This window comes from Bradyrhizobium sp. SZCCHNR1043 (assembly GCF_032489675.1).
In the GTDB taxonomy this organism is placed as follows: Bacteria; Pseudomonadota; Alphaproteobacteria; order Rhizobiales; family Xanthobacteraceae; genus Bradyrhizobium.
This window is the reverse complement of record NZ_JAUEYN010000013.1, coordinates 1-17,149: the sequence shown is the minus strand read 5'-3', so window position 1 is coordinate 17,149 and position 17,149 is coordinate 1. Positions and strand designations below refer to the sequence as shown.

General features: G+C 63.3%; 18 protein-coding genes. 3 read left to right on the top strand and 15 right to left on the bottom strand.

Annotated elements, in window-relative coordinates:
• Nucleotides 1–5: 5 nt before the first annotated feature.
• The 13 genes from QX039_RS22600 to QX039_RS22540 form a co-directional block, all read right to left on the bottom strand.
• Nucleotides 6–269 (bottom strand): VirB3 family type IV secretion system protein, encoded by a 264-nt coding sequence (locus QX039_RS22600; protein ID WP_315773483.1) that lies wholly within the window; start codon nucleotides 267–269, stop codon nucleotides 6–8.
• A complete protein-coding gene (locus QX039_RS22595; RefSeq protein WP_315773481.1) occupies nucleotides 269–595 on the bottom strand; it encodes a TrbC/VirB2 family protein in 327 nt (108 codons plus the stop codon). Before QX039_RS22595 ends, QX039_RS22600 begins: the two co-directional genes overlap by 1 nt.
• Nucleotides 592–1,563, bottom strand: coding sequence for a P-type conjugative transfer ATPase TrbB (trbB, locus tag QX039_RS22590; protein ID WP_315773480.1), 972 nt, complete (start codon nucleotides 1,561–1,563; stop codon nucleotides 592–594). The genes QX039_RS22595 and trbB overlap by 4 nt, the downstream gene beginning before the upstream one ends.
• 275 nt (nucleotides 1,564–1,838) lie before the next feature.
• Nucleotides 1,839–3,212 carry an MFS transporter gene (locus QX039_RS22585; protein WP_315773479.1) on the bottom strand — a complete coding sequence of 458 codons (1,374 nt, stop codon included), beginning with the start codon at nucleotides 3,210–3,212 and terminating at the stop codon, nucleotides 1,839–1,841.
• 34 nt (nucleotides 3,213–3,246) lie between these two features.
• Entirely contained in the window at nucleotides 3,247–3,786 is a 540-nt protein-coding gene (locus QX039_RS22580) for a hypothetical protein (protein ID WP_315773477.1), read from the bottom strand.
• 158 nt (nucleotides 3,787–3,944) lie between these two features.
• Complete coding sequence (locus tag QX039_RS22575; protein ID WP_315716450.1) at nucleotides 3,945–4,373, bottom strand: CopG family transcriptional regulator; 429 nt, start codon at nucleotides 4,371–4,373, stop codon at nucleotides 3,945–3,947.
• A gap of 10 nt (nucleotides 4,374–4,383) precedes the next feature.
• Nucleotides 4,384–6,378 (bottom strand): conjugal transfer protein TraG, encoded by a 1,995-nt coding sequence (locus tag QX039_RS22570; protein WP_315773475.1) that lies wholly within the window; start codon nucleotides 6,376–6,378, stop codon nucleotides 4,384–4,386.
• Between the two features lie 17 nt (nucleotides 6,379–6,395).
• On the bottom strand, nucleotides 6,396–8,156 hold the full coding sequence (locus QX039_RS22565) for a relaxase/mobilization nuclease domain-containing protein (RefSeq protein ID WP_315773473.1): 1,761 nt from the start codon (nucleotides 8,154–8,156) through the stop codon (nucleotides 6,396–6,398).
• A 484-nt stretch (nucleotides 8,157–8,640) separates the two neighbouring features.
• Nucleotides 8,641–9,153: a S26 family signal peptidase gene (locus QX039_RS22560; protein ID WP_315773471.1), complete on the bottom strand. Its 513-nt coding sequence runs from the start codon at nucleotides 9,151–9,153 to the stop codon at nucleotides 8,641–8,643.
• The gene (locus tag QX039_RS22555; protein WP_315773469.1) at nucleotides 9,150–9,614 is read right to left on the bottom strand and encodes a DUF2840 domain-containing protein; all 465 of its coding nucleotides are present in this window, start codon (nucleotides 9,612–9,614) and stop codon (nucleotides 9,150–9,152) included. The genes QX039_RS22560 and QX039_RS22555 overlap by 4 nt, the downstream gene beginning before the upstream one ends.
• A 289-nt stretch (nucleotides 9,615–9,903) precedes the next feature.
• Nucleotides 9,904–10,785, bottom strand: coding sequence for a replication initiator protein A (locus QX039_RS22550; RefSeq protein ID WP_315773467.1), 882 nt, complete (start codon nucleotides 10,783–10,785; stop codon nucleotides 9,904–9,906).
• A 2-nt stretch (nucleotides 10,786–10,787) separates the two neighbouring features.
• Entirely contained in the window at nucleotides 10,788–11,090 is a 303-nt protein-coding gene (locus QX039_RS22545) for a helix-turn-helix domain-containing protein (protein WP_315773465.1), read from the bottom strand.
• A gap of 662 nt (nucleotides 11,091–11,752) precedes the next feature.
• Complete coding sequence (locus tag QX039_RS22540; protein ID WP_315773463.1) at nucleotides 11,753–12,031, bottom strand: DNA -binding domain-containing protein; 279 nt, start codon at nucleotides 12,029–12,031, stop codon at nucleotides 11,753–11,755.
• 614 nt (nucleotides 12,032–12,645) lie between these two features.
• Here QX039_RS22540 and QX039_RS22535 point away from each other — a divergent pair.
• A complete protein-coding gene (locus QX039_RS22535; RefSeq protein ID WP_315773461.1) occupies nucleotides 12,646–13,107 on the top strand; it encodes a hypothetical protein in 462 nt (153 codons plus the stop codon).
• A gap of 2 nt (nucleotides 13,108–13,109) precedes the next feature.
• Nucleotides 13,110–13,772, top strand: coding sequence for an SOS response-associated peptidase (locus QX039_RS22530; RefSeq protein WP_315718658.1), 663 nt, complete (start codon nucleotides 13,110–13,112; stop codon nucleotides 13,770–13,772).
• A 1,365-nt stretch (nucleotides 13,773–15,137) separates the two neighbouring features.
• Here the strand turns inward: QX039_RS22530 and QX039_RS22525 are convergent.
• The gene (locus QX039_RS22525) at nucleotides 15,138–15,485 is read right to left on the bottom strand and encodes an ArsR/SmtB family transcription factor (RefSeq protein WP_409998912.1); all 348 of its coding nucleotides are present in this window, start codon (nucleotides 15,483–15,485) and stop codon (nucleotides 15,138–15,140) included.
• An 8-nt stretch (nucleotides 15,486–15,493) separates the two neighbouring features.
• Here QX039_RS22525 and QX039_RS22520 point away from each other — a divergent pair, with 8 nt between their 5' ends.
• Nucleotides 15,494–16,477 carry a threonine/serine dehydratase gene (locus tag QX039_RS22520; protein WP_315773459.1) on the top strand — a complete coding sequence of 328 codons (984 nt, stop codon included), beginning with the start codon at nucleotides 15,494–15,496 and terminating at the stop codon, nucleotides 16,475–16,477.
• Nucleotides 16,478–16,611: 134 nt separating this feature from the next.
• Here QX039_RS22520 and QX039_RS22515 read toward each other — a convergent pair whose 3' ends face one another.
• Entirely contained in the window at nucleotides 16,612–17,064 is a 453-nt protein-coding gene (locus tag QX039_RS22515; protein ID WP_315773578.1) for a VOC family protein, read from the bottom strand.
• Nucleotides 17,065–17,149: the final 85 nt, after the last annotated feature.

Sequence of the window (17,149 nt, the reverse complement as noted above, 5' to 3'; positions counted from 1 at the left end):
GAGCCTCACTGGCTGAGATGATTGGGAATCCGCAGGTGGCGGCGCACGACCTCGACAAAGGATGGATCGCGCCGTGTCGCCCAGACCGCGACCATGTGGCAGACGAACCAGAGCAGCAGGCCGAAGAACCAGAGCCGCAAACCGAGGCCGAGCGCCGCCGACACGGTGCCGTTGACAATCGCGACCGATCGCGGCGCGCCCCCGAGCAGAATGGGCTCGGTCAGCGAGCGATGCACAGGCGCGCTGAAGCCCTTGATCTCACTATCCATCACAACACCACGCCGCCGCCGAAGGAGAAGAACGACAGGAAGAAGCTCGAGGCGGCAAAGGCGATGGAGAGACCGAAGACGATCTGGATGAGCCGCCGGAAGCCACCGGAGGTTTCGCCAAAACCCAGTGACAGACCCGTCGTGATGATGATGATCACGGCGATGATCTTGGCGACCGGTCCCTCGACTGAAAGCAGGATCTTGTTGAGCGGCTGCTCCCAAGGCATGTTCGAGCCCGCCGCATGCACCGGCGCCACCGCCACGAGCACTGCAGCTGTAGCAATCGCAATCGTGGCGATGGACCAGCGAGACAGTCGCGCCTTCATCGCTGATCTCCCAAGGGAACGAGGATGTAGTCCCCGCAAGGTGAGAGCCCCTCGACACGCACGAGCTCGCCGAGCCGCCGCTGCGAGCCGCGCCCGGCGAGAACGGCGATCACGTTGATCGTCTCGGCAATCAGAGCACGTGGGACGCTCACGACGGCCTCCTGAATCAGCTGCTCCAGCCGCCGGAGGGTGCCGAGTGCGGACCCGGCATGAATGGTGCCGATGCCGCCGGGATGGCCGGTGCCCCAAGCCTTGACGAGATCGAGCGCCTCGGGCCCGCGGACCTCGCCGATCGGAATGCGATCCGGGCGCAGCCGAAGCGCGGCGCGCACCAGATCCGAAAGCGACGCCACACCCTGCTTGGTTCGAAGCGTCACGAGGTTGGGCGCCGAGCATTGCAGCTCGAGCGTATCCTCGATCAGCACGATGCGATCGCCGGTCATCGCCACTTCAGCCAACAAGGCATTGACCAGCGTGGTCTTGCCGGTCGAGGTGCCGCCGGCCACCAGAATGTTGCAACGGTTGGCAACAGCCCGCCGCAACGCGCCGGCCTGTTCTGCGGTCGCAATCCCACAAGCCACGTAGTCGTCGAGCGTGAAGACGGCGATCGCGGGCTTGCGGATGGCGAATGTCGGAGCTGCAACGAGCGGCGGCAGCAGGCCTTCGAAACGTTCGCCCGTCGTCGGCAGCTCCGCCGACACGCGCGGAGAGCCCGCATGGACCTCGAGCCCGACGTGGTGCGCGACCAGCCGGACGACGCGCTCGCCATCACCGGCAGCAAGACTCTCACCGGTATCGGCCAAGCCAGACGCGAGCCGATCGACCCAGAGCCGGCCATCCGGATTGAGCATGATCTCCACGACGGATTGATCGTCGAGATGACGCGCGATGGCAGGCCCCAATGCCGTCCGCAGCATGCGGGTGCCACGCGTGATGCGCTGTGTCTGGACGAAGCCGGTCACTCTCATCTCCGATCATTGAAGCGCGGTCAGCATCGCTTGTGATGATCAGAGATGCAGACCTCCTGCAGCAGCAAGACCAACAGCGCTTCGGGTGTAGCCTGGCGCAGGAAAGCGTAGAGACAGGAGGGCTCTTTCGGGCGGGACAAGCAGATCACCAAGGCGGGGCAGCAGCTTTCAGAGCGCGGGTCATGGGCCCGCAGCACCGCCCCCTCGCGGCCGAGAGCGACGGCGAACGCTGCTCTAGCAAAGGCGAAGGTCGCCACCGGCGCCGCGGCGTCGGCTCACCATCTGGCATGGCTTGCCGGCTCGCGGGAGAGAGCCGGGTGCTCGCTTGAGGTCGCGGCGAGGTCGGCCACGACAATCTCGGTCCCGCTGCTCGCCTCCGATGATCGCGGTCTCTGCTCTCGTGGAGCGGCAAACCAAATCAGTGCTGCTGCCTGCAGCGCGAGGTTCACTCCGAAGGCAACCTGATAGGCGATGACAGGATAGTGCCCATTGGATTGCGGCCATTGGGCCAGCAAAACACCGATCCCGTACTGAGCCAGAAACCCCCACCCGAAATGCACCACGTTCAAGGCCCCGTTGGCGCGGCCAGCCAATTCCTTCGGGTAATAGTCCGAGATGATCGCAAAGCTGAGCACGGTGGCGGCGCCGACGATCGCGATGATCAGCCATGGCGCGATCGCCGGCAATGGCAGCCGCCATACCAGGGCCAGCTGCGCCGCCATGGAGAGCACGGCGATCAAAGCCAGCAAATGCTCTGGACCTAATCCCCTGCGTCGTGTCCAGTTGGCCAGCGCACCGAGCATCCACGCACCGAGGCTGAGCATCAGGGCGGTCAGACACAGCGCTGTCACGACTTGGGCGCGGGTCATGCCCTCCACGTCGGCCAGCCACGCGGATGCCCATAAGCCCTGGAGCGACCACGCCGATCCGATGCAGGCTCCGGATAGCGGCGCGACCCTCCAGAACCGGACGTCGCGAAGAATGCTCCGCAAGCCACCTGCTTCCGACGCGGACGACGCCTGCGTTTCGCGCTCCGGCACCAGGCAATAGATCAGGATCGCCGCTGCAGCGGTCGCGACGGCCAGGATGTCAAACAGGCCGCGCCATCCGGTCTTCACCAGGATCGCTTCGGCGGGCAGCGTCGCGCTGACAGCGCCAAGCGCCCCGAGCATGACCATGTACCCATTGACCAACGCCACCCGCTCGCGCGGAAACCACAGAACAATGGCCTTCAGGCCCGCGGTCAGAGCAGCAGCGACCCCGAGCCCGATCAGGGCGCGTGAGAGGAGCAGCGAGAGCGGCCCCGACGACCTTGCGAAGGCTTCCGCGCCCAAGGCCGCGACGACAAGAAGCGCGCTCTGAACCCGGCGCGGGCCATAGCGGTCGAGCATCATGCCGACCGGGATCTGGGCAGCCGCAAGGACCAGGAAGTAGGCCGCCGTGATCAGACCAAGATCGGCCGCGTTCAACCCGAGCTCTGAGGCAAGACTGGCAGAGACGAGTCCATTGATGGTGCGAAACAGATAGGACAGGAAATAGCCCATGGCGAAGGGCAGAAACACCAGGGCGGCGAGCCGCCAGCCTGTGATCTCGCGGTGGCCTTGCTCTCCGGCTTCGGTGCCCTTGCGGCCGAAGGTGTAGGCCGACAACGAACCGCCGTGATCCGCGTGCTCGCGGGCGCGCTCAACGGCTCGCTTGTGGCGGGAGGCGAAAGGGATCCTCGCCGCCCTCCCCGGCGGCAGGCACGCCCCAGGACACCTCGGCGATCGAAGGCTCGGCACGGCGAAATTGAGCCGGAAATGGCTGGCTCACTTGACTGGCTCGCGCAGCGACATCGGGTCCCGTCTGTCGCTGCCTTTCCGACAAGTCACGCTGCAGCTGTTGGATCGCGCCAATCCGCATCGCCTGGTCGAAATCACGATCACCGCCCCTTGCTGCGCCCGTGCTCTCCTGATCCGCCAGCGACGTCAACGCCAGATGGTAGCGTGCATGAAGGGCGACCGTCTCATTGAGGGCCGCGATGTCGCGCTGAATCGTTTGCAGCTGCTGTTCCAGGCCCTGCAGGCGATCTTGCGCCGGCATCGGTCCATCCAGCGGCTGGGCTAGAAACCGTTCGAGCGCCTTTTCCACGACGATCGTGCGGTTCACGCATCTTTCCTCGGCTGCGCCGGCAAGGCGGGCGAGAATCTCGCTGGATAGCTGCAAAGTGAGTTTTTTCTTCATCGTTCGGACCTCATCCGGTCCGTCGATTAGGTCAGCTTGCCTGGCCTGGCACGCGCAAGATTCGAACATTCGGAGCCTGGCGGGTGGAAAGAAACTCTGGCGTAGATGCCAAGCTCAACCCGCGCGCTGGAACGGTCCCGATCGACGCTTCCTCCGCCTCAGGAGCCGGGCTCGCTCGACGGCGGTCTGACGAAATCCTCGGGGATTTCGCGCAGGAAGCTCTGCCCCTTCTGCAGCCGGCGGCCGAGCGCCTCCACAAAGCCTTCGAACCGCTCGCGTCCCTTGACCTGCGCTGTGGCCTGCGCTTCGGACGGCAGCGGGGGCGTCACGGTGAGCCAGAAGCGAACGAACAATGCGTGCGTCTCGGCAAGGATGCCGACATCACGCTCGAGCCGCTGCATCTGCCGCGACAGCCTGTCGAGCCGGCGTGTGAGCGCCGCCTCGCGCCGATCAGCCGCATCCGGCGACAGGAACGACTGAACCGCCGCCTCGACGATGGCCGAGCGCGAAAGCTTCCTGCGATCGGCGAGCTCTACGATCTGCCGCAGCAGCTCCGGCGGGAAGTAGACATTCATTCGATCCCGCATTGGTTTGTCCTCACAAGCCCATGTCATCGCGCGGGTCGAGCGCAGCCTGACGCGCAATCCCCGTCGTGCTCGCATCGCGTGAGCCGACCAGCTGCGGCGTCCCATCATCGTCATCGAACACGACAGAAAACTCGTCCGCCGGATCTACGCTCGTCGTTTCGCTCGCAATCGCTTCGTGCTGCGGCAGCTCCGGCTCGCGGCGCAAGCCGCCATTGGCCTGCTCGTCCCTTGTCTCGGGGGGCACCGTCAGCCGGGATCCGGCGAGCACGGGCGTAAGGGGCGCAAGCGATGACCAGTCATCCGCCCCCACAGACGCTCTGGTCCTGGCGATGTCCGGCGGCGGCAGGATGCGCGAGACCAGTCTCGCATCCTCGAAATATCGCACCTTCCTGGCGCGGATCGGTGGTGCGCCGGCGACCATCACGATCTCATCAGGCGCCGGCAATTGCATCACCTCGCCCGGCGTCAGGAGCGGACGCGGCGTCTCCTGGCGCGACACCATGAGGTGACCCAACCATGGCGCCAGGCGATGCCCGGCATAATTCTTCACGGCCCGCATTTCGGTTGCGGTGCCGAGCGCGTCCGAGACGCGCTTGGCGGTTCGCTCGTCGTTGGTCGCGAAGCTGACGCGGACATGGCAGTTGTCCAGAATGGCATTGTTCTGCCCATAGGCCTTCTCGATCTGATTGAGCGATTGCGCAATGAGGAAGCTCTTGATGCCGTACCCAGCCATGAAGGCGAGAGCGGATTCGAAGAAGTCGAGCCGGCCTAACGCCGGAAACTCGTCCAGCATCATCAGGACTCGATGGCGGCTCTGCTTTGCCTTGAGATCCTCGGTCAAACGCCGGCCGATCTGGTTCAGAACCAGACGAATGAGCGGCTTCGTACGTGAGATGTCGGATGGCGGCACGACGAGATACAGCGTCGCGGGCTCCTCCCCTGCAACCAGATCAGCAATGTGCCAATCACATCTCCCCGTGACAGCAGCCACCACCGGATCCCGGTAAAGACCGAGGAATGACATCGCCGTTGAAAGGACGCCCGAGCGCTCATTCTCCGATTTGTTCAGAAGCTCGCGCGCTGTCGATGCCACCACCGGGTGCGGCCCGGCCGCGCCCAGATGATGCGTCGCCATCATCGCCATCAACGTCGCCTCGATCGTGCGCCGGGGGTCGGAGAGGAACGCGGCAACGCCGGCCAAGGTCTTGTCGGGCTCGGCATAGAGAACGTGCAGGATGGCACCGACCAGAAGCGAATGGCTGGTTTTTTCCCAATGATTGCGCTTGTCGAGAGATCCCTCGGGATCCACCAGCACGTCGGCGACATTCTGGACGTCACGCACCTCGCAGGCCCCTCGCCTGACTTCGAGCAGCGGATTGTAGGCTGAGGCATTCGGGTTGGTCGGGTCGAACAGAAATATGCGGCCGTGCCGCGCGCGGAATCCTGCCGTGAGCTGCCAGTTCTCGCCCTTGATGTCGTGAACGATCGCCGATCCCGGCCACGTCAGAAGAGACGGCACCACGAGACCGACGCCCTTGCCAGACCGCGTCGGTGCAAAACAGAGCACGTGCTCCGGTCCATCATGGCGCAGGTAGCGCGCTCCCAACCGTCCCAGGACCACGCCGTCCTCGCCGAGCAGTCCCGCCTTGCGCACCTCGCCCAGCTCGGCCCAGCGCGCGGACCCGTAAGTTGCTGTGGCTTTCGCCTCCCGCGACCGCCACAGTGACATGCCGACCGCAACCGCAATAGACGCGAGACTGCCACTGACCGCGATAGCCCCACCTTCGGCAAAGATGGAGGGCGCATAGGCATCGTAGATGAACCACCACCAGAAGAAGGTCGGTGGGAAGTAGACTGGCCAGCCGGACAGCATGAACCATGGCGTCCCCAATCGCGGTTGGAAGGCGAGCCGCCAGGCCGTCCATTCGGTCGCGGCCCATATCGCAAGCAGGTTGATCAGCACGACGGCGAGTAATTGTGCCCATTGGATTCGGGTCGCAGGCATGTGGTGTCTCCCGAGTGCTAAAGACCGAGGTCGCGCTTGCGACCAAGCTGCCAGTCGATGCCAGTGGCCTTCGCAAGGCCCGTGACCTTCTGACCGAGCCGGTGATCGATGTCGCGCGACCACGGGACGAGGTAGAAACCGAGACCATTGTCGATCATGGCGAAGCGGCCGGAGGCCAGGACAAGCCGCTGGCGGTAGATGCCCGCAATCTGTTGGCCGGGGTCGACCTTCAGCTGCGGCGCGCCGTTGGTCGCCGACAGCCGCGCGCCCACGGATTCAAGCTCCTGCCTGCGTAGTGTCTTCAGAAGATCCCGTTGCGGGACGATCTGCTGGCCATGTCTCTGCGCCAGTCCCCGGTCCGCGAGATACTCTGCCCGGCTGCGCAGCGCGCTCCTCACCTCCGCGCCAAATCCGCCGAGGGCCAGGGAGACAGGTTCACGCTCGACCAGCCGATGATCGAGCCAGGTCGCTCCCTCGGCCTTGATCTGATCGGCCAGGGCTAGGTCCGAGCGCGTCGCCAGGACCAGGGTCGGCCGCGCCTCTTCCGCAGCGCCAAAGCGCCTGATCTCGGCAATGCCGCCAAGCTGAGGCGCCTGCGCAAAAGCCTCGATCCCGCGGAAGCGAACGTGGTGGGCACGGCCGTCGATGCCATCGATCACCGCATAGGCTTCGCCGGTCAGCTCGTCGTGGAGTCCACGATCGACCAACCGCCCCATGATCGATGATGGACTGTTGATCCCGTCGATGACGTAGTCCGCAGCGCTCCGCTCCTCACCACGGCGAGCGAACGCCTCATGCATGGTCCTGATGATATCACCACGCGTGCCGAGCTCGCGGAGCTGTCGCTCTGCGCCAAGCTCGACCATCCACTCGTTGGGTCCGGCCGCCGCTGCCAGTCCCAGGCGCTCGAGATATTGCAGGCGCCCTCGCATCAGGCGGTGGACCTCGGGATCAGGACCCGCTGCCACCCGCTGACGGAGATCGATGGCCCCCACCTCATCGCAGGCCATGCGGATTTCACGATCGAGCCGTGTCCAGCGATCCGCGGTGATCTCTCTTTCCAGTGCGTTGCGGATGTCGTGCTCAGGCTTCGGACCGAGCTCGAGCGCCACCAGCTCCTCGGCCCGGGAGCGCAGGCCCCGGCCGATATAGTCGCGGGCCATCACGAGATCTGCGCCCGTCTGATCGACACCGCGTACGAGCACATGAACGTGCGGATGGTCCGTATTCCAATGATCAACCGCGATCCACTCGAGACGCGTCGACAGATCAGCTTCCATCTGCCGCATCAGATCGCGCGTGAACGCTCTGAGGTCCACCATGTCGGCTGCGTCCTCTGGCGAGACGATGAAGCGGAAATGATGCCGGTCGTCGCTGCTCCGCGCCTCGAAGGCGGCCTCGTCGGCGTGATCAGCTCGCGCATCGAACATCCTTGCCGGCTCGCCGTCGCGGGTGACCCCCTCCCGCTTGAGATAGGTCAGATGCATCGCCAGCGGCGCCGACCGGAACGCGTGGCCCTTGTGCCTTGCGATGCGGGCCTTCACCGTGACGCGGCGGCCCGAGGCAAAGAGGCGCTCGCGACTGAAGCTGAGACGGCCGCGGCCGAAGGTCGAATGGGTGCGGGCCGGCCGGCGTCCGTCGATCACCGAGGGCAGTGTGACGTGCCCCGCGGCGTTCGCCGCGCGCAGGACGCGATTGATGAAGCTCCTGGCCTTCCTCTCACGCGCCTGACGTATGCGCCCCGGACGGATGCGGAATTCGCGCTCTCTGGTGCTCATGCGCGGCACCCCGCGGCAAGGATTGAGGCTATAGTGCCGAAAGCAGCATTGATGTTGTTGAGAAAGAGCATCAGCGCGACACGCGCTCCGACCGGACGGCACGGTTGAACGCGAGCCATGTCAATGGCTTGCTGATCAACAGGCGAGCCGCTTTTATCTTGCGATCGACCGTCGGCAGCTTGCGATCGACCGTCGGCAGCTTGCGGCTGGCTTTGGACCCTCGCCTCGGCTCTCGGTCTGACGCTCCGCGTCGGCCTGCCGGAAACAGTGGCGAAGCATCGGCGGCCGTGAAGACTGCGACGGACAATCATCATCGAGGCCGACGCATCGCACCGCATGACAACGTCACGAGGAATTCCGCTGCGGTCGGCTTTGTCATTCAAAGCCTCTCGTGCCGACCTCAATGACGACCGTTTCCGATCGCAGCGGCTGCTCATCAAAGTCGGCATGACGTTCGCAGGTCGTGCGCAGAACGCGTGCATCATCACGGCTGCCTCGTCCACACGGGAATGGCACGCCCGATGACGTCCGATGTCGCCGTCGGACCGAAATAGCGTCCATCCAGCGAACTATCCGATTGCCTGTTCATCAGAAAGAGCTCGTCACCGCCGATGATGCGGCAGCCACGCCAATCCGGTAGCGGCCGGCCCTGTCTGTCGCTCTCTTGCGCGATGCCGACTTCGACGTCATCAATCAGGATGACATGCTCGTGACGACAAACGGCTTGGCCTGGAAGAGCGAGAATGCGCTTCAGCATCGGTACGCCCCTGGGCAGGTAGCCTTCGTCCGCAAGCCATCCGGCCAACACGCCGTGGGGCAGGACAACGACGATCTCGTTGGTGACCCATTGCCGGACCGGCCGAACCAGATAGAGGCCGATCGGAACGCTGCCGGAGACATTCCAGATGAGCAGCGGACGCAACCTTGGTCGCCCGACCTCCGTCACGAGCCACACCCCGGCGAGTATCGCGACGCCAATGGCAAGCCCTTTCGTCATGGCATGATCGTCCTTCGATGCAGCCAGGCCCGATGGCGCAGATCCGTGTAGGGACGCGGCGGTTGTCCGACGGCCATGCGGTTCTGAACGTGCCACCAATGATCCGGTGCGACATCCGCCGGATCGATGCCGAGCGCCTCGATCGCGTCGATCTGCTGCAGCACCCGCTCGACCTTCGGCCAGCCAAACACCTGCAACAGGATCGCTGCTCCCGGAGCGACGAAGGGCACGGTCGCACAGGCTTCTCCGGGGCCAACGGCCTGCAGAACGTTGATCCGCGACAGCACCGTGCCGTAATCGTTCGACGACCAGCGCACGAACGCAAAGACGCTTCCCGGCGCGAACGCGACCTCCCGGCGATAATGGTCGAGGCGGAGCTCCCGCACGGTTCGACCGAAGCGTATGCGGTTTTCAATCTTTCCCTGCAGCCATAGCAATTGGACACGCGTCAGCTCGCTCATTGGCAAACTCTGAGGTTGACGAAATCTGGACGGCTCTGCGGGCCGGGAATGAGGAAACCGGGGGCGTCTCGCGCGGTCTCCGCTGTCGACAGCAGGAGAAGCCAGCGTGCACCGGCGTCCCAAAGCGCGGGCCCGTTAGACAAAATCCGAAGGATTTTGCGGTTAGGTAAGTTAGAAGGCGGAAAGGACGCGCCAGACCAAAGGCTTAGGGTCGACTTCGGTCCCCGATGGCACGACGATCCGGTCCTCGATGGCACGCGTCCTCCGGTCCCCGATAGCACGAGACAATTCACAGCTTGTCCCCTGCGGAGCTCGAGGGGTGATGCTTGGCGAAACGCCTTGCGACCGGGTCAGTAACGGCGGCTGCGAAGTTCAGCCGTTCGGTGCCGTTTGGATCGCGGGTGAGGACCAGCTCGTAGCCCGGCAGGCGCTGACGGCGGACGATTTCGCGAAGATCGTAGGCGAAATGCTTCAGCGGCGAGAGGCTGCCGGACTTGGCATGCAGATAGCGGAGATCGAAGCTCCAGCCGCCATCCTGATGGCCGCCATGCTTGCGCACGAGGCGGTACAGCCAGCGCTCCAGCCCGCCCGTCAGCGCGAAATAGGCCCGATCAATCGTCAGCACGAGCGCGTCATCGATGACGCCCGAATAGAACCAGTCCGGCAGGATCAGCTGCAATCCGGACGGCCTGCCATGGGCATCCGCCGTCTCCTTCCACTCGTTGATCCAGGAGAAGCGGTGCCGCCGCCGCTCGGCCGGCTGACGAATCGAGGTGAGCACGGTCGTCGACTGCAGCCGATCAAGTCCTGCCTTCAGACGGTCGTAGTCACGCACGCCGGTGCCGCGACCGACAAACGTCAGGATCTCATACGGCGTGGCGGCCATCAGGCGCGACGTCTTCAGTCCGGCGTCGCGAGCCTCGACGATCTGTGACGCCGCCCAGATCAGAACATCCGCATCCCAGATCGTCGCCATGCCATGTTCGGGGACGGCCTCGACCCGAATGGCGACAGGCCCCGCGCGGAAGTAGATCGGCACGACGCGCTTGCTCTTGGCCAGCGAGAAGAACGGATAGGCCATCAGATCCTGCGCATCGCGCGGCGCCAGATCGCCAGGCAGCGCGCGAAACAGATCGAGCTGATCGCGCTCGGACTTGCGCAAACCTCGCACGTTCAAGCCCGCCCAGCCCGCGACGCGCGACGCTCCTGCCCTGCATAGGGAATGAGACCTGGATGTCGCTTCGCCGGCAGAACGGTGCCCTGGCCGGGATCAGCCGTCGACGTCTTGGTGCCGCGATCGGCCCAGGCTTTCAGATCGTCGAGCGCATACACGACGCGGCCGCCGATCTTGCGATATAAGGGGCCGGTGCCGTAAGTGCGGTGCTTTTCCAGGGTGCGGCCGGACAGACCAAGATAACGCGCAGCTTCGGGTGTACGAAGAAAGCGCGGCGGGGAACCGGCTATCTGATCGGGCATCGAGCATCCTCCGGGACAGGTTCGCGCCCTCGCGGGTCGTTCGGCGCGTCGACGGACATGATCGACGCGCAGGGCAGCGAGGGGGGATGCCGGAGATCGAGGGGCGCGGTTTCGGCACCCCCTCGCCTCAAGGAAGCGACTCGTCTTTGCCGCGGCGGGCGCAGCCTTTGTGACAGCCCCTATCGGCCACGAGCCGTCTTTTCATCGGTGACCGGTGCGGCTGAGCATAGGAGGCCGATCAGTGGCATGCTGAATGCCGCGCTCAAGGGCAGTTCCGAAAATCCTGGGATAGCGATCGCCCGCCCACTGCCATTGGGCGAGCTCGCAGACCCACCGGCAGGATCAAGCGCGAGCGGCAGCCAGATGACGCCTCAGGCGCGACCCAGGGACGCTCCGCGTGCGGCTTCCGCCCTGATCTCTTGTCCACGCCCTCAGTCGCCCGGAGAAGGATCTGAGTGCCGGCCAAGACCGTGGATCGCGGCGCATGCCGCAAGGCGGCTTCGAAGCTGGCTGAAGCTGCGCCGCATGCGTTCGATCGCTTCTACCGCAACTTGAGTTCGGTTGCCTGCGTATGATCTCGCAAGCCCGTTCAATCCATGCTCGCGACGGACCGCGGTTGTTTCCAATCCAAGCGGGCCTGCCGCAGCCTCAGGAGCTCAGAGCTACGTCTGATCCGATCCGCGTAGCAACTGATGATAACCCTTCTCAGACATCCACCTCGCCCGCGCCAGATGGCTATCGAAGGCGCGGCGGGCACGCTGGGGTTCGTTGACCGGATCGATGTGCAAGACGAGCCGGGCAACCTCCTCCCAGTCCGCGCCCTCGGATGTTGCATCCAGAAGGCGGAGATAGGTCACAACATGTTCCTCATCATACGATGTCAGAACGGAATCGGTCGGCGCGAGGTCGGCGACAGCGGGATCGAGCGGCGGAATGGGCATTGGTCAGAACCTGTTCGGAGCGAACACAACCTGTCGACCTGAAAAAGCAGCACAGACCCCATCGAGATCCAGGCACGAGACCGCTTTCCAAACGTCTTCAGCTGTCGCTCCCGCGTGAGAGAAAGATGTCCGTGTTGAAATGCCGGCAAAGCCGGAGCTGTTTGAGAAGAAAATTCGACGCGTCTTTGCCGCCACCATGAAGCGCTTGCGTCTAATCCAAGGCGTTTTGCTGCAAGCGCTCGCTCACGCTTGGCTCGTAGCCTGCGTTCGTGTAGCCGACGCACGTCCACATTTCATCTCGAGAATAATACTCACGGCCGATGTTGCCAAAGCGCGGGCGACCGCTCGCGAATTCCCGCGCGGGGGAGGGCTGACGATCGGTATCTGAGAACCGTCTTTCCAAATGGAGTTCCGTGAGCGGCAGGGTGGCCACGACCTCTCGCCGCCAAACAGGAGCGCACAGCGCTGTGCAATCCAGCTCTCGATCGAGCTCAAGACCAAGCGCTCCCGTTCAGGTTCCCGAACCGCCCGGCCCAGAGATTGAGGACGACGATGTAGTTGCACCCAAGGCGTAGCGGCTTCACTTTCAGCCGCCGGACTGGAATCAATGCGGCATGCCTACACTCACCCGTCGCCGCGATCCGCACTCGCCAAACGAGACCTGGCGCATTTACTTCGGAGACGTCGAGGCAGGAACGATTGCAGAGCGCCCCGAAGGCCCCTCCGGTTCGCCCGTCTGGCAGTGGTTCTGCGGCTTCTATCCAGGCAGTCATCCAGGCGAGCAACAGCTCGGCCGCGCCAGCACCTATGAGCAGGCGCGCGACGCGTTCCAGGCAGCATGGAACGTCTTCCTATCGAATCGGTCGCAGCAAGATTTCGACGAATGGCGCCAGCACCAGGCCTTCGTCGCCTGGAAGGATCAGATGCGGGAGGCCGGATGTCCTCTGCCGACCCAAACCAAGTCAGGTGGCTCGCGCTGCTTCTGCGGCGCGGTGATCGACCTGAAGACAAGTACCGAGCACATCTACTCTCACCACATGCCGACCGCGAGACGCTTGGTTCCGGGATCATCTTGACGATGTGCAATCTCTACTCGATCACCACCAACCAGGCCGCGATCGCCGCACTTTTTCGGATCGTTCGCCAGTTCGCGGGCAATCTCCCCTCGATGCCGGGCGTCTTCCCCGACTATCCGGCTCCGATCATTCGCGGCACCGGAGATGACCGCGAGATGATGATGATGCGGTGGGGAATGCCGCCACCTCCGCGGACTGGCGGGCCACCCGTGACCAACATCCGCAACACGTCGTCTCCGCATTGGCGCGGCTGGCTCAAGCCCGAGAACCGGTGCCTCGTGCCTTTCAACAGCTTCGCCGAATATGCGCCCGAGCCGAACCCGGAGACGAAGAAGAAGGACGTCGTCTGGTTTGCCTTGTCTGATGATCGCCCCTTGACCAGCTTCGCGGGCATCTGGACCGAGTTCAAAGGCGACCGCGGCACGAAATCCAAGCCGCTGCCAGGCCCTCATTTGGTCTACGGCTTCCTGACCACGGAACCCAACGCCGTGGTCGCACCTATCCACCCCAAGGCGATGCCGGTCATCCTGACGACCGAAGAAGAAAGGGAGGTCTGGCTGCGTGCGCCATGGAACGAGGCCAAGGAGCTGCAACGTCCATTGCCCGATGGCGCGCTCGAGATCGTCGCACGCGGGCCGGCCAAGGAAGATATACCTGCGGCCTGAACGAGCCGGCGGATTTCACAAAGACGGGCTCGCCTTGCGCCCCAACCCTACAGCTCCCGGCGACAACCTTTTCCGCGTCCGAGACTCGAAGCGCTCGCTCGTGTGGAGTCATCGGGTGGCGTTGTAGCGTCGCTGCCGCGAAGCTGATGGAACCAAAGGAAAACGATTCTAGACCACGCGGCACGGCTTCGGACAGCTGGACTGCAAGACGATCGGTCGCGCTCAAAGTGGTCGGGCCCTGCCAAGCATCGCAGAGGTGAGCCTGCCAGATTTCGGCATCTACACGACGAGCTCACGATCCGCAGCCTCGTGCGTCCGGCCCGAGGTCGGAATGAATGATCGCCGCGGGGCGAACGCCTACCACGATAGAGATCAAGGGAATCGAAGCCGCCTTACGCGAGGCGCCGCTTGCTCCTGGGAACCTCTTTGCCCTGGGATCTTCTTTGAAGAGAAGGCGCGGCGATCAGCCGCCAGGGCGCGGAGCGCGAAAGAGCAGCCGCAGGAGCGCCGCCTTGCGGCGCGGGACCGACTGCGATCGCGAGACCGGTCAAGAGGGCAGCCGCAGGAGCGTCAGCTTGCGACGGCGAAGCCGGGACGCGGGACCGACTGCCCCCGGCGAGCGATACATCATGATGCGCCAGGGATGAAAGCCGAATGGCGGAGACGCGTCCATACTTGCTAGCGACTCCGTTCACGACAGCCCGGCCGGCGCGACCCTTTTACCATCTTCACCCTCGATCTGCCCTTTAGAACACGCGCGATTATGTCCCGCTGCCGAACCCGCTCTCAGGGATCTGGCAGAACAGCAAGCCATAGACTTCGGCGGACATACCCATCCTGCCCTCGAAGGGCAAAGCTATGGGTCGATCAGGGCACCGGGATGTGTGGAATGCGAACCCGGTTCGCCTTGCCAGACGTGCTTCGGTCCTCCATCCACAGTACGCCAGCATGGCCGAGCAATCGACGGAGCCAATCCATTTCTGGTTTAATGGCCACTATTCGGTGCCCTCGTAGCCGAGACGAGGCAATGTCGCTCCTGAGAAGGACGGCGGCCCCCCATGATGAGTGACGGCCGCGTATCGATTGGGAGGAAGGCACTAGAGCGACTCCCTTAGCATCGTTGCGCTTGGGTCGACGACGAATAGACACCTCGGCACCTTTCTGAGTCGAGTGCGTGCGCGTCAACGGCACGCCGCGCGACTATTTCAGGAGCGCTGAGTTGGCACGGCCGAGAGCCTGATTCGAGACGTCGCCTCACGGACCTTCTCGGCTGGCGCTCGCGACGTCCGCTCCCGGAGCGAACCGGAAGCAGGCCGTCAAAAGGACCATAGGAACGCTTTTGACCCGAAGCTGACCGCAAGCAGGCTATATTTCGTCGACGATCGCTTTCTTCAAAATTGCGATCCGGCTTTCATCACGCTTGTAAAAGGTCCACTGTTTCACGCGTTTGGCGCGGAGAAAGCCGGCCTGAGACAGAACCTTCAGGTGCTCGCTGACGGTTGGCTGACTGACGCCAAGTTTCTCTGCGATCAGAACACCGCAAACGCCGTCCTCAACGAGATCGCCATCCTGTTGGGCCCTGAAATGACGTTTCGGAGACTTCAACCACTCCAAAATTAGGCGACGCCGATCGTTGGATAGTGCTCGCAAGGCCGCATCCAAATCATCCAATAACTTAGGCATATTGCTAATTAACGAAATATCTGGATACATGTCAACCGATGCTTCTTTCAACGGTGAAGGCATTTGGAGGCGCGATGACTGTTCAGTTCGACGGGCTCAGCAGGGAAAACATCTCCTATTGTGAGCAGCTCATCCGTCCTTACATACGGCGCACGCCGATCTTCGAAATCGACCCGTCCGATGTCGGCGTCTCGGCTGGCAAGCTCTTGCTCAAGCTTGAGCTCATGCAGCGTTCGGGCTCTTTCAAAGCCCGCGGTGCATTCGCAAACCTGCTGACTCGCGATATCCCTAAAGCCGGCGTAGCTGCAGCATCGGGAGGGAACCATGGTGCGGCCGTCGCTTATGCAGCCATGCAGCTTAAGATCCCAGCAAAAATCTTTGTCCCTACTGTTTCGTCGCCGTCCAAAATCGAACGCATCCGCTCGTACGGTGCCGACCTTGTGGTCGAAGGTGATCGGTATGCCGACGCGCTCGTTGCAAGTGAGAATTGGGTACGAAAATCCGACGCGCTGCCAGTGCATGCGTTCGATCAGGACCAGACGATTCTCGGTCAGGGTTCCATTGGAGTTGAGCTTCAAGAGCAGGCTGCCGATATAGAAACGTTGCTCGTTTCTGTTGGTGGAGGGGGCCTGATCGCTGGAGTCGCAGCTTGGTACGCTGGACGTATCAAAGTTATCGGGGTTGAACCCGCCGCTTCGCCTACGCTGACTACGGCCTTGGAAGCCGGACGTCCTACAGATGCAGAGGCGGGGGGTGTCGCAGCCGATTCGCTTGCGCCGCGTCGAGTAGGTGATCGCGTTTATCCAATTGTTCAGAAATATGTCGACGGTGTCGTGCTCGTGACGGATGATGCAATCGTTGCATCACAAAAGGCACTTTGGGAAAGATTGCGGATCGTGGCAGAACCAGGTGGGGCTGCCGCCTTCGCGGCACTGCTGTCCGGCACCTATAAGCCATCGAAAGGAGAAAGGGTCGGCGTCATTATAAGTGGCGGCAATACAACGGCCGTGAACTTCACCTGAGTTTCAGGCGATCTCCGCTTTTGGCCCGAAGCGCAAGTGCCCGAACGCACGGGAATTCCGGAGCTGAGGGCAGACCGGCTGTGCCCTCGGCCTGCGGCCACGCCCGTGGTTGACCCAGAGCCGACGTCGCGAATTTATGTTAGTTCTTTAGAGCCGGCGGGAGTTTTTATGAGTGCCCGATAGCGCAATCTCGAGCCGTTTACGACCTGAGGTGCGCGATCAACCTTAAGCTCCTGATACAGCGCCCGTATGGTTACCGGGTCCGGATGTTCGAGCGTAACAGACTCCAATCGCGCGTCCAGATCAGCTATTGCGGCCATCGCCCTAGGTTTTCCGCGCCTATTAATAATTGAGGGAACCGCACCATCCAGTGGAAGCGAGCCGTCATTTGGGACTACGAAATCAAAGGAAGGATTGACTGGCGGCAGAGGCACCTTCTCTCCGAACACGTTGCCGTAAGCTGCCGTGAGCAGATTAATCTCGTCGGTTCGCGCGACCCAGCCGCGCAAGCGCCTGCCATCCTCCCAATCGGATCTGACCTTGTGATGATCGTCGAGACCGAAACAACCGCGCGCGGTTCGGTGGATCGGCGTTAGCTTGGCCGCCGTGCGCTCCCGTCCAGCGCGCCGCCGGGTCGGAGGGCGATACAAACTTGGGCGTGACCTCCGTCGC